Raw genomic sequence first — 12,412 nt, forward strand, 5'->3', positions numbered from 1 at the left:
ACGCCTGTCTGGGTTCTGGCTCAATGGGTGGTAACGTGTTTTATTGCCCGAAGGTAACGCGTTATTCCCGGGCAGGCAAGGCGTTGAAAACAGCCCGTCCGAACGCCCCCGCAGGAGGAAGCATGCGCTCAGACAGCACGATGGAGATGGCGCGGACCCCCGACGTGAGTCTCATCCGCACCCTGGTGGAGCGGGCCGGGTCCACGCCGGACAGGACCTATGTGATCGACATCGAGAAGCGCACCCTCACCTATGCCGAGACCGTCTCCACGGCGCAGAGGTGGGCGGGCGCCTGGCGGCGGGCGGGGGTGACCGCGGGCGACCACGTCGTGACCATGCAGTACAACACCATCGAGTCCCTCCTGGGATGGCTGGGGCTGGCCTGGCTGGGCGCCGTCGAGGCGCCGGTCAACACCGACTATCGCAGCGACCTCCTGGCCCACGCCCTCAACCTCACCCAGGCGCCGGTCGCGCTGGTCCTGGACCGGTTCCTCGACCGGATCGCCGAGGTGGCCGACCGGCTCGAGCATCTCCGCGCCGTCGTGGTGATCGATGGCCCGGCCCGGCCGTGCGCAAGGTTCGAGGTGACGGGAGGCGAAGCCTTCCTCGCCGGCGCCGAGGCGCCGGCCGACCTGGAAATCCCCGCGCCGTGGGACATCATGAACGTGCTCTTCACCTCGGGCACCACGGGGCCGTCCAAGGCCGTGCGCCTGCCCTGGGCCCAGATGCACGCGATGGTGACGGGGTCGTTCCGGGTGGAGGACTTCGGGCCTGACGAGGTCGTCTACAACGCCGGCCCGACCTATCACGTGGGCGCGAAGGTGTTCCCCTACCTTGCGGCCCTCTGCGGCGGCCGCCACCTGATGCGTCCCTTCATAAGCCGCAGCGCCGTGGCCTCCGAATACCGCGAGTTCGGCGTCACCGTCGGCGGCGTCGTACATGACTGGCTGGCCGAACCCGAGCGTCCGGACGACGCACGACAGCCCCTGAAGTTCCTGCTCACCCCCTATCGCGATCCTGCGGCGGAGTCGTTCGCGCGCCGGTTCGGCTGCCGGCGCTTCGGGGTGTTCAACATGACCGAGGTCAGCTCGCCCATCCAGTTCCGTGACTGGGACGCCGTCGTCCACGACGAGGCGGGGCGGATGAGCTGCGGCGTGCTGCGCGAGGGCTACGACGCCCGTATCGTCGACGACAACGATCAGCCGCTGCCCGACGGCCAGCCCGGCGAACTGATCCTCCGCGCCGACCGTCCCTGGGTGATGAACGCGGGCTACCTCAACAATCCCGAGGCCACCGCCGAGGCGTGGCGCAACGGCTGGTTCCACACGGGCGACGCCATGTACCGCGACACCGACGGCAACTACTTCTTCCTGGACCGGATCAAGGACGCGATCCGCCGCCGCGGCGAGAACATCTCGAGCTTCGAGGTCGAGGCCTACGTCAACGCCCACCCCTCGGTGGCGCTCTCGGCCGCCGTAGCCGTCAGGAAGGCCGATCGCGCAGGCGCCGACGAGGAGATCAAGATCGTGGTCCAGCGAGTCGCCGGCCATCCGCTCTCGGCGGAGGACCTGATCCGCTGGCTGATCCCGCGCATGCCGCGCTTCATGGTGCCTCGCTACGTCGCCTTCATGGACGCCCTGCCCCTCACGCCCACCCAGAAGGTGCGGAAGAAGGTGCTGCGCGAGGCAGGTCTCGGTCCCGACGTCTGGGATCGCGAGGCGGCCGGAATCGAAGTCCCCCGCTGAAGGCGGTCCGGGCGCGCGGCGGGCCGCCCCGCCTCGCCGCCCCGGCCGTGGCTTGCTCACCAGGTGTCGATGAAGGGCCGCTTCTTGCCTTCGCGCCTGGGCATGGGCGTGCTTTCGAGGCCAGCGACGATCCACGCGCGCGTCTCGGCCGGATCGATCACGTCGTCGAAATCGAAACCCATGGCCACGTTCAGCGCCTTGCCCTGCTCGTAGGCGCTGGCCACCATCTTCTGGAAGGCGGCCTCGCGTTCCTCGACGTCGGCGATGGCTTCCAGCTCCTTGCGGTAGCCCAGCTTCACCGAGCCCTCCAGGTTCATCCCGCCGAACTCGCCGGTCGGCCAGGCGACCGTGAAGAACGAAGCGTGCGAGCAGCCGCCGGCCATCGCCAGGATGCCCAGGCCGTAGCCCTTGCGCAGCACGACGGTGAAGACGGGAACGGTCAGGTTGGGACCCGTCACGAACATGCGGCAGCAATGGCGGATCAGCCCGGTCTTCTCGGCCTCGGGACCCACCATGTTGCCGGGCGTATCGGCCAGCACCACCAGGGGAATATCGAAGGCGTCGCAGAGCTGCATGAAGCGCGCGGCCTTGTCGGCGGCTTCCGAATCCACGGCGCCGCCCAGGTGCGCCGGATTGTTGGCGATGATCCCGACCGGCCGGCCCTCGATGCGCGCGAGGGCGGTGACCATGCCCAGTCCGAAACCCTTGCGCAGTTCCAGCACCGTGCCCTCGTCGGCCAGGGTCCCGATCACCTCGCGGATGTCGTAGACCCGCACCCGGTTCTCGGGGATCAGATGGCGCAGCCGCCGCTGGTCGGCGCACGACCAGGTCGGGAGCCGCCCCTGGAAGTAGGAGAGGTAGCGCTTGGCCGCCTCCACCGCCTCGGCCTCGTCGCGGACCACGATATCCACCACCCCGCCGGGAACCTGCACCGAGAGCGGCCCCACCTCGTCGGGCGTATAGACGCCGAGCCCGCCACCCTCGATCACCGCGGGGCCGCCGACCCCGATCGTGGAGCCCTCGGTGGCGATGATGACGTCGCAACAGCCCAGCAGCACCGCCGCGCCGGCGAAGCAGCGGCCGTTGGTGATCCCGATCTGCGGCACCAGCGCGCTGAGCCGGCCCTGCAGCATGAACGCCTTGACGTTGAAGATGCCGCCGCCCGAGACGCGGTCCGTGTCGCCCGGCCGCCCGCCGCCGCTCTCCGAGAAGTAGATGACCGGCAGCCGCCACGTTTCGGCCAGTTCGAACAGCCGGTCGGTCTTCTCGTGGTTCTTCATGCCCTGGGTGCCGGCCAGCACCATGTAGTCGTATGACATGACCACGCAGCGCGACGCTTCGGGGCCGAAGATGTCGCCGTTCACCCGCCCGATCCCGGTCACCATGCCGTCGGCCGGCGTCGTGCGGATGAGCTCCTCGACCGGATTGCGCAGCCGGCGCCCGGCGATGACCAGCCCGCCGTACTCCACGAACGAGCCGGGGTCGCACAGATCGTCCACGTTCTCCCGCGCGGTGCGGAAGCCCAGCTTGCGCCGCTTGGCCACCGCCTCGGGGCGGGCGGCGTCGAGCAGGAGGTCGTGCCGGTCCAGGACCTCGCGCAGGTCGGGGCGGATATGGTCGAGGTCGATGGCGTCACCGTCGTCGGCCGCCGCCTCGCCGAGGTCGGCCGGCTCGACGAACACCAGGCTCTGGCCTTCCGCCACGGTGTCGCCCACCGCCACCGCGTGGAGGCGCACGACCCCGTCGACGCCGGCGGCGACGAGGTGCTCCATCTTCATGGCCTCCAGCACCGCGACAGGCTCGTTCGCCCGGACCTCCGCCCCGGCCGCGACGGCGAGGCTGACCACCGTTCCCTGAAGGGGCGCCGCGACCGCCTGCGTTCCGGGCGGCCCCACCACGTCGATCGCCCGGGCGCCAGCGGCGCTCGGGGCGTCCAGCTCGAAGTTCACCGCGGGCGCCGGACGTTCGGCCGCCGCGGCCAGTTCTCCGGCCCGCGTCTCCATGAGCGCGGTGGTCCAGTCCCCCGCCACGAAGACCGGATCGCGCAGGATGGCCCGCAGGAACGGAATGTTGGTCGGCGCGCCTTCGATCCGGAACTCGGCCAGCGCCCGGTCGGCGGCGCGATAGAGCGCGGCCGCGTCGCCGGCCGCGTCGTGGACGATCACCTTGGCCAGCAGGGAATCGAACCGGACGCTGGTCGCATATCCGGCGTAGCCGAAGCCATCCACGCGGACGCCGGCGCCCGACGGCGGCTCGTAGGCGGCCAGGACGCCGCCGGCCGGACGCGCCGTGCCGTCGTCGGCCATCCGCTCCAGGTTCACCCGGGCCTGGACCGCAACGCCGCGCACAGGGGGCGGGCCATCGGCGAGACCCAGGTCGGCCAGGCTGCGCCCGCCGGCCACGGCGAGCTGGAGGTCGACGAGATCCAGGCCCGTGACCGCTTCGGTGACGGTATGCTCCACCTGGAGCCGGGCGTTGGCTTCAATGAAGGCGTGCCCGCCGCCCGGCTCCACCAGGAACTCGATCGTGCCGACCCCGCGATAGCGCACCGCCCGACCCAGTTCGACCGCCGCCTCCAGCAGCCGCAGGCGCACCGCGGGCTCCAGTCCTCGGGCGGGCGCCAGTTCGACGATCTTCTGGCGCTGGCGCTGGACGCTGCAGTCGCGATCCCACAGGTGGACGACGCGTCCCGATCCGTCGCCCAGAATCTGCACCTCGATATGACGGGCGCAGGGCATCAGCCGCTCGACATACAGGTCCGCCACGCCAAAGGCGGACAGCGCCTCGGACGCGCAGCGTTCATAGGCCGCGGCCAGATCCTCGGGCCGCTCGACCGGCCGCATGCCTCGCCCGCCGCCGCCCGCCACCGCCTTGACCATCACGGCGCCGCCAGGCCCCAGGTCGCGCAGGAACGCCGCCGCCTCGGCCAGGCTGGTGGGCCCCTGCGTGCCGTCCAGGGTGGCGACGCCACAGCGACGGGCGATCTCGCGGGCGGCGGCCTTGTCGCCGAAGGCGTCCAAGGTCTCGGGATCGGGACCCACGCAGGTCAGGCCGGCGTCGACGCAGGCGCGGGCGAACGCCGCCGACTCGCTCAGGAAGCCGTAGCCGGGATGGATGGCGTCGGCGCCGGCGGCCGCGGCGGCCGCCAGGAGGCCCGCCGCATCCAGATATGCGGCCGGGCCGACGCCGTTCAGCGCGATGGTCTCGTCCGCCCGGCGTACGTGCAGGGCGCGGGCGTCGTCCTCGGAATGCACGGCGACCGTCGGAATGCCCAGCCGCGCGGCCGTACGCGCGATGCGGATGGCGATCTCGCCACGGTTGGCGATCAGAAGCTTGCGCATGAAATCCTACTGCCCTTGCGTCGCGGCGCGTTCCTCGCGCTCCAGGTCGGCCAGGATCTCGGCGTGCCGCTGCCGGCTGAGCGGATAGGCCCACATGATGCTCATCGAGATGCAGGTGAAGATCAGCATGGCGGGGCCGTAGAGGACGGCCAGTTGCACCGTCGCTTCGTGCGGCACGGCGTCGACCGGAACGCCGCGGGGAAACCGGATCACATCCAGCGCCACACCCGCAATCGCGCCGCCCACGCCCAGCGAAGCCTTGCGCGTGAACGCACTCGCGCCGAACAGGAAGCCCTCGGATCGCCCGCGGAACCGATGGTGGTAGGCGTCGGCCACATCGGCCAGCATGGCCCCCGCCACCACGACGGCCGGGCCGCCGATGAAGCCCGACACGAAGGTGCTGGTCGCCAGGATGACGGTCAGCAGGCCTTTGTCGTCCAGCGGTATGACGCCCGCCAGCCCCAGGCCGATCGTGGCCGCCGGAACAATGACCGAGAAGACCACGCAGGCCACATAGACCGGCTTCTTGTCGAACCGGTGCGCCAGCGCCCGGGCGATGAAGGCCCCGGCCATGAAGCCGAAGACGTTGGCCACCAGAACCGCCTGGACGCCCGTCGGCGGCAACCTCCAGAAATAGGTGTTCAGGTGGATGTTGAGCGCCGCCTGCACGCCGCCCAGCACGTACGAGATCAGGATCGCCACGAAGTAGATCGTGAACGCCTTCAGCCGGAACGCCGTGAGCAGGTTGCGGATCAGGCCGCCGCTCCCCGTGGCCAGGCTGCCGTTCGCCGTACCGCGCGCATATCCTTCCTGGGCGCGGCGCTGGGTGCCCAGGGCCGAGGCGAAGATCACCACGATCACGATGGCGCCGCAGATCAGCGCCAGGGGCTGGTAGGCGTCGGGATTGAGCTGTCCGTTCGGGAACGCCTCGGTAGGGCGGAAGAAGAGGCTGAAGGCCAGCCCGAGGACCGTCAGCCGCCCGATGTAGGCGAACATCGCCCGGTAGCCGCTGACCGAAACCCGCTCCTTGAAGTCGCTGCTCAGCTCCGCGCCCAGGGCCATGTGGGGCACGAAGTAGAACGACTGCATCAGCCGCCCCACCGCGGTGAATCCCAGCAGCCAGGCGAACAGCCCCCACTGGCTCAGCGTGTCCGGCGGACTGAAGAGCAGGAACAGGCAGATCGCGAGCGGGACAGGCGCCAGGTAGAGGAACGGGTGACGCCGGCCCAGGCGCGAGCGGAAGTTGTCCGAGATGTTGCCGATGATCGGATCGGTGATCCCGTCGAACACCAGGGCGATCAGCAGGGCTAGGCCCGTGAGCGAGCCCGACAGGCCCACGACCTGCACGTAGAAGAAGAACAGGAACGTCTCGAGGGTGGCGGTCTTCACCCCCTCGGCCGCTTCGCCCAGACCGTAGCTGAGCTTGGTGGCGAGCGGCAGGCGCCCGTCGCCCTTCGCAAGATTCGCCGGCTTTCGGTCGCCCGCCGCCTCCACCGCGCTTGCCATGATCGTCCCCGTCCCGGCCGGATATTGTTGGTAATTTGTTACCAGTAACGCCGACCCGGAGGTGTCCGGTCAAGCGGAACCTGTCAAAGCGCCACCTTCCCCAGATCGCCGAAATCGGGCGGCTCTCAGGGAAAGAGCCGCCCAGAGACGGAGACGTCGTCCCGCGTCCCTCGAGTTTCGCAGCGGGGAGGAACGCCGCGCCAAGATTGGTAACGTGTTATCATTTCGGCCGCAAGCCTCGTGCGGCCACCCGTCGGTGCGCGTCCAGACGGAACCGACAGCAAACTTCATCGCCTGCTGGGACGTCTCCCGTTCTTCGGAATTCTTCCGAAGAAGCGTTCACGCTTGGCGTGATCACCGAAGGGCAGACAACCGACTCCGCCTTGACGCGCTCGACTGCGCTGCAATACCCGGCCTATGCACTCCGCCGCGCCGCCCGTCCTTGCCGAGGCCATCCTTCCCGAGTTCCCGAACCCCTATCGGGGCAAGGTGAGGGACACCTACGACCTGGCCGATGGGCGGCTCATCCTCATCGCTTCGGATCGGCTCAGCGCCTTCGACCGCATCCTGGCGGCCATACCCTACAAGGGTCAGGTGCTGACCCAGACGGCCCGGTACTGGTTCGAGAAGACGGCGGACATCTGCCCGAACCACGTCCTGGACTATCCCGATCCCAATGTGGTCGTAGGACGGCGGCTCACCATCCTGCCGGTCGAGATCGTGGTGCGGGACTATCTGGCCGGAACGACCGGCACCTCGATCCTGAGCCTCTACAAGCAAGGCCGGCGCAGCCTGTACGGCCACACCTTGCCGGACGGCCTGCGCGACAATGTGCGCCTGCCGCAACCCATCATCACCCCCACCAGCAAGGCGTTCGACGGCGGGCACGACGAGCCGCTGACGCCGGACGAGATCCTGGCCCGCGGGCTGCTGACGGCCAGGCAGTGGGAGACCGTCTCGGCCTACGCCCTGGCGCTGTTCGATCGCGGCCGGCGCCTCGCCGCGGAGCGGGGGTTGATCCTGGTCGACACGAAGTACGAGTTCGGGCTCGACGCGGAAGGCCGGATCGTCCTGGCCGACGAGATCCACACCCCGGACTCCAGTCGCTATTGGATCGGCGAAACCTATCCGGCGAAGTTCGCGGCCGGCGAACGCCCGGACTCGTTCGACAAGGACTACGTGCGCAGTTGGGTCGCGGCCCGATGCGACCCCTACGTCGATCCCATTCCCGCGATCCCGGCCGAACTCATCGACGGCGCCTCGAAAGTCTATGTCGAAGCGTTCGAGACGATCACGGGCCAGACGTTTCAGGCGCCGGCGACGGGCGAACCGGTGCTGGATCGCATCCGCCGCAACCTCGCGCGCTACCGCCCCTGAACCGGGAATTCGCTCGAGGCGCCGGCCCGGCCGCCTGCGGTTGAAGCGTCGCTTCGCCCACGGAAAGGCGGTCGCGTGACCGCCGGCGCCGTCAGTTGGTGGTCCGCACCGGGACGCCGTTGATTTCCACGTCGAACGCCTTGGCCGTCGGCCAGCGCGGCGCGCCCAGGCCGTCGCTCCAGGCCTTCCACGCCTGGTTCAGGCGCGCGACGACCTCCGGGCGCCGGGCCGAGAGGTCCTTCGCCTCGGATTGGTCGTCCGCGAGATTGAAGAGCATCGTCACCGTCTCGCCTTTCGGGTTGGCGTTGACCAGCAGCTTCCAATCGCCGTCACGGATCGCGTAGGAGGGGAGCGACCGCCAGTAGAGCCGCTCGTGCGGACGGCCCTTGTCGAGGCCCTGGACGAACGGCAGCAGATTGCGGCCGTCCGTGGGCCTTTCGGGATCGCCCGCCGCGCCCGCCGCCGCGACGGCCGTCGGAAATATGTCCAGCGTGCTGACGACGTTCGCGTAGGTCTGACCGCCCGGGATCCTTCCCGGCCAGGCCATCAGGTACGGCACGCGAACGCCGCCTTCGGTCAGGTAGCGTTTCCAGGCGTTCAGCGGCTCGTTCGAGCAGACCTCGCGGACGTAGTCGGGACAGCCGTTGTCGCTGACGAAGACGATCATCGTGTCGTTCGTCAGACCGTGTGCGGCGAGCCGCTCGCGGATCTGCCCGACACCGGCGTCGAGCTCGTTGATCACGGCGCGGTACAGCCGCATCTCCGGATCCCGGATCTCAGCCATCTTCGCCAGTTGAGCCTGCGTCGCCTGCAACGGCGTGTGCGGCGCCGTGTAGGTCAGCATCAGGAAGAACGGCCCGTCCTTGTTCCGGTCGATGAAGCGCAGGGCGTGATCGGTGAAGGCGTTCGTCGCGTAGTCCGGCATGTCCACCGGCCGGCCGTTCTCCTGGTACCTGCTCGTGGGCGTGACGGCATAGGTCCTCGGCTGGACAACGGGCGGGGGACTGGACACCACGTCGGGCCGCGTCTGGGAGGCGTAGGGCGCCTGTCCCCCCAGGATTCCGAAGAACTCGTCGAAGCCCATCTGCTGCGGCTGCCGCTCGGGCGCCATCCCCAGGTGCCACTTGCCGTAGAGCGCCGTCCGGTAGCCGGCCGCACGCAGGCTGCGGGCCAGCGTCGGCTGCGCCGCATCGACCCCGTCGCGCACGTTGTCGTAGAGCTGGTATTCGTGGCCGAACCTCTGCTGGTAGCGCCCGGTCATCAGCGCCGCCCGCGACGGGCTGCAGAGCGCGGCCGTCGCATAGCCCTGGGTGAAACGCACGCCGTCGCTCGCGAGACGGTCGATGTTCGGTGTGCTGTACGGCGCCCCGTAGCTCGACAGGTCGCCATAGCCGAGATCATCCGCCACGATGACGATGATGTTGGGGCCTTTCGCCGATCTCGCGACGGCAGGATCTGCGCCCGTCGCGACAGCGATGGCCAGCCCGCACGCGGCGGCCATCCACGAGAGGCGCTGGCGCGGACGCTTCGGCGACATGGTCTTGCTCCTTTGGAAAGGTCCGGACGCTGCGGCTCCGCGGCGGGGAGACCGGGCGGCAGGCTGGGCGGATATCTGAGCGAGGGTCTCGAACGGCTCACGCATGGGGCAGTCGCCGATAGGCCGGCGCGCCGTTCAGGATCGCGTCGCGGATGTCGTGCTTGAAGAGCTTGCCCGAAGCCGTGCGCGGGAGCGGGCCGGCATGGACCCAGAGGTGCGCCGGCATCTCGAAATGCGCCAGCCGCCCCTCCAGAAAGCGCCCGAGTTCGCCGGCGGAGACCGCGGCGCGCGTGAAGATCGCGGCGCCCACGACCTCGCCCAGTCGCGCGTCCGGCGCCGCGAAGACCGCCGCTTCGAGGATCATCGGATGCTCGAGAAGCGCCGCCTCCACCGTCGCGCAGGCGATGTTCTCGCCGCCCCGGATGATCAGGTCCTTGATGCGGTCGACGATCCAGACGTAGCCGTCCGGGTCGATCCGGGCGACGTCGCCGGTGCGCAGCCACTCTCCGTCGAAGACCTCGGCGTCCGCGTCCGGGCGTCCCCAGTATCCCCGCATGACCGAGGCGCCGCGGACCTGCAGTTCGCCCGGCGCGCCAGGGTCGCCCGCCTCGTTCTTCACGCGGAGGTCGAGAACGGCCGCCGCCTGGCCGACGCTGCCCGGATGATCAAGGTAGTCCCGGCCGCGGATCCCCGCGCCGATGGCGTTGGTTTCCGTCATCCCCCATCCGGTAACCGGCAAGGCGGCGGGCAACACCTCGGGGATCGCACGCACCTGCTCGGGCGCACGGGCCGCGCCGCCACCGCCCACGAGACGAAGCGACGGCAGGTCACGGCCGGTGCGACGAAGGTGCTCCAGCAGGTCCCCGGTCACGGCGGCCGGCGCATTGATCTGGGAGATCTCCTCGCGGGCGATCAGGTCTGCGGCGACGGCGGGATCCCACCGATACATCGACACCACCCGCCGCTGGGCCCTGAACGAGCTCAGGAAGACCGAGTGCAGGCCGGTCACATGGAAGAGCGGGATGGCCAGCAGGGCCGCCGGCCGTGCGACAGGCGCGACGGGCGCCCCGCCGCCGCGCAGCTCCGCCACCTTGACGTCCAGCTCCCACGAGAGCAGCGCGCTGAGGATGTTGCGGTGCGTGGAGACCACACCCTTGGGCCGGCCCGTGCTCCCGGAGGTGTAGAGGATGGTCGCATCGTCATCGGCACAGGGCGCGGCCGGCAGGTCGGGCGGCAGGTCGCGACCGCTCGCGGTCGTCGGCCAGGGCGTGACGTCCGGCTGCGGCTCGGACAGCCGGACTCCGACGACCCGAACCTCCGCTCCGCCGCCGGCCTCCCGCCAGCGCCGGATGCGTTCGGGGTCCGCGATCAACACCCGGGCGCCGGAATCGGCGACCCCGAACGCCAGTTCCTGCGGCGTCCACAGGGCGTTGAGGGCCACGGCCACCGCCCCGATCGCGGTGATCGCCTGGAATGCGATCATCCATTCCGGATAGTTGCGCATGGCGATGGCGACGCGATCGCCGCGGCCGACGCCGGCGTCCCGGGCGAGCCAGGTCGCCAGGCTCCGCGCCCGCGTCCAGGTCTGCAAGAAGGTGAAGCGTTCGTCCTCGAAGGCCAGGAACGGCGCATCGGACGCGGTGGCCTCGAACAGCTCCCGAAGCGATTCCGGCGCGTTCCGGAACACGCGGCAGCGCCGACCGAGCACCTCGCGTTCGATGAGTTCGTAGGCTTCGCCGGGCCCGGTCAGGCGGGCGAGGGCCTCGTCGCGCGTCATGTCCCCCCCTTTTCCCCCGGAATCCTTCGATCTCTTCGGCGCAGCTTGCGCCCGGACGCTGCCCCGCGCTGCTGCGAAAGTTTGTCCGGCGCCATGTTCCGGATGCATGGGGCGATCAGCCGGGATCGCGAACCCCATCCATGCGGCGCGCCGCCTGGATGGCGATGTCGATGATCTGCCGCGCCAGGGGCGACTGCAGGTATTCCGGCATCAGGAGCGCAATGCCGCGGCGCTCCCGCACGGCGCCGAACCGCAGCGAGACGATCCGCCCTTCCCGGACATCGCGCTCGAACAGCGGCGCCGGGCCAAAGCCGATCGCCCGCCCTTCCGCCACCACCCGGCGCAGCAGGCCGTAGTCGCCGGTCTGCAGCGCGCGCAGATGTCCGTTCTGGGCGTCGGTCAGGGAAACCGGAAACGACTCGCGCAGCGTGCGCGAGATCGAGAGCGAGGCGATCGGATAGGCCAGCACATCGTCGGCCGTGAGTTCGCCCTCCAGAGCCACGATCGGGTGTTCATGATGGGCGTGGAAGCGAGTGTCGTATGCGAACAGCGAAAACGCCCGGGCCTCCGGGTCATGGCGGAGGGCCTCGGAGGTCAGGATTTCGGAGGACGAGAAGGCGATGTCGAGCTGACGACCCACCAGCTTCTGGGCGAGCGCTTCGGCGGGATCGAGCGAGACCTGCACGCGCAGGTTCGGAAAGCGCCGGGACACCTCGAGACAGACGTCCTCCAGGATCGTGGCGCGGGCGAGAGGCGCGGCCCCGATGCGCAGGCGCCCGGCTTCGCCGCGCGCCATCTGCTGGACCTCCATCGCCAGGGCGTCCATGCGTTCCAACGCGGGCGCGATGCGCGAGACGATGTACTCGGCGTAGGTGGTCGGCGTCGCGCCGTTGGGACCGCGCTCGAAGAGCGTGACCCCCAGTTGATCCTCGACGCGGGCCAGGCTGCGGCTCAGCGTCGGCTGGGAGATCTTCAGCGCGCGCGCGGCCCCGCCGAGACTCTTTCGCCTCCAGATCTCGAGTATCTGCCGAGCATGTCGGACATCCATTCGGTTTGGGTAAGCGTTGCAAGAGCGAGCCACAAGGCTCGACCCCCTGTCCGGCTGGTTCAAGGGCGGCCCCTTTCCGGT

General features: G+C 69.7%; 7 protein-coding genes. 2 read left to right on the forward strand and 5 right to left on the reverse strand.

Annotated features, from left to right (window positions below):
• The first annotated feature begins 122 nt into the window (after positions 1-122).
• Positions 123-1,745 carry an AMP-binding protein gene (locus WG212_RS06780; protein WP_337186320.1) on the forward strand — a complete coding sequence of 541 codons (1,623 nt, stop codon included), beginning with the start codon at positions 123-125 and terminating at the stop codon, positions 1,743-1,745.
• A gap of 56 nt (positions 1,746-1,801) precedes the next feature.
• On the opposite strand, the gene WG212_RS06785 is transcribed toward WG212_RS06780, so the two are convergent.
• Both WG212_RS06785 and WG212_RS06790 read right to left on the reverse strand, forming a co-directional pair.
• On the reverse strand, positions 1,802-5,086 hold the full coding sequence (locus WG212_RS06785) for a carboxyl transferase domain-containing protein (RefSeq protein ID WP_337186321.1): 3,285 nt from the start codon (positions 5,084-5,086) through the stop codon (positions 1,802-1,804).
• 6 nt (positions 5,087-5,092) lie between these two features.
• The gene (locus WG212_RS06790; protein WP_337186322.1) at positions 5,093-6,592 is read right to left on the reverse strand and encodes an MFS transporter; all 1,500 of its coding nucleotides are present in this window, start codon (positions 6,590-6,592) and stop codon (positions 5,093-5,095) included.
• Positions 6,593-7,009: 417 nt separating this feature from the next.
• On the opposite strand from WG212_RS06790, the gene WG212_RS06795 reads away from it, so the two are divergent.
• Positions 7,010-7,969 carry a phosphoribosylaminoimidazolesuccinocarboxamide synthase gene (locus WG212_RS06795; protein ID WP_337186323.1) on the forward strand — a complete coding sequence of 320 codons (960 nt, stop codon included), beginning with the start codon at positions 7,010-7,012 and terminating at the stop codon, positions 7,967-7,969.
• Between the two features lie 91 nt (positions 7,970-8,060).
• On the opposite strand, the gene WG212_RS06800 is transcribed toward WG212_RS06795, so the two are convergent.
• The 3 genes from WG212_RS06800 to WG212_RS06810 all read right to left on the reverse strand — a co-directional run bounded on the left by WG212_RS06800 (position 8,061) and on the right by WG212_RS06810 (position 12,394).
• Positions 8,061-9,506: a sulfatase-like hydrolase/transferase gene (locus tag WG212_RS06800; RefSeq protein WP_337186324.1), complete on the reverse strand. Its 1,446-nt coding sequence runs from the start codon at positions 9,504-9,506 to the stop codon at positions 8,061-8,063.
• Between the two features lie 97 nt (positions 9,507-9,603).
• Complete coding sequence (locus tag WG212_RS06805) at positions 9,604-11,283, reverse strand: class I adenylate-forming enzyme family protein (RefSeq protein WP_337186325.1); 1,680 nt, start codon at positions 11,281-11,283, stop codon at positions 9,604-9,606.
• A 115-nt stretch (positions 11,284-11,398) separates the two neighbouring features.
• The gene (locus WG212_RS06810; protein ID WP_337186326.1) at positions 11,399-12,394 is read right to left on the reverse strand and encodes a LysR family transcriptional regulator; all 996 of its coding nucleotides are present in this window, start codon (positions 12,392-12,394) and stop codon (positions 11,399-11,401) included.
• Positions 12,395-12,412 lie beyond the last annotated feature (18 nt).

The organism is Phenylobacterium sp., assembly GCF_037189685.1.
Lineage (GTDB): Bacteria > Pseudomonadota > Alphaproteobacteria > Caulobacterales > Caulobacteraceae > Phenylobacterium.

Bases quoted from the DNA above. Each gene is read 5' to 3' on its own strand.
- WG212_RS06800 (WP_337186324.1), bottom strand. From the start codon at position 9,506: ATGTCGCCGAAGCGTCCGCGCCAGCGCCTCTCGTGGATGGCCGCCGCG.
- WG212_RS06785 (WP_337186321.1), bottom strand. From the start codon at position 5,086: ATGCGCAAGCTTCTGATCGCCAACCGTGGCGAGATCGCCATCCGCATC.
- WG212_RS06780 (WP_337186320.1), top strand. From the start codon at position 123: ATGCGCTCAGACAGCACGATGGAGATGGCGCGGACCCCCGACGTGAGT.
- WG212_RS06805 (WP_337186325.1), bottom strand. From the start codon at position 11,283: ATGACGCGCGACGAGGCCCTCGCCCGCCTGACCGGGCCCGGCGAAGCC.
- WG212_RS06795 (WP_337186323.1), top strand. From the start codon at position 7,010: ATGCACTCCGCCGCGCCGCCCGTCCTTGCCGAGGCCATCCTTCCCGAG.
- WG212_RS06790 (WP_337186322.1), bottom strand. From the start codon at position 6,592: ATGGCAAGCGCGGTGGAGGCGGCGGGCGACCGAAAGCCGGCGAATCTT.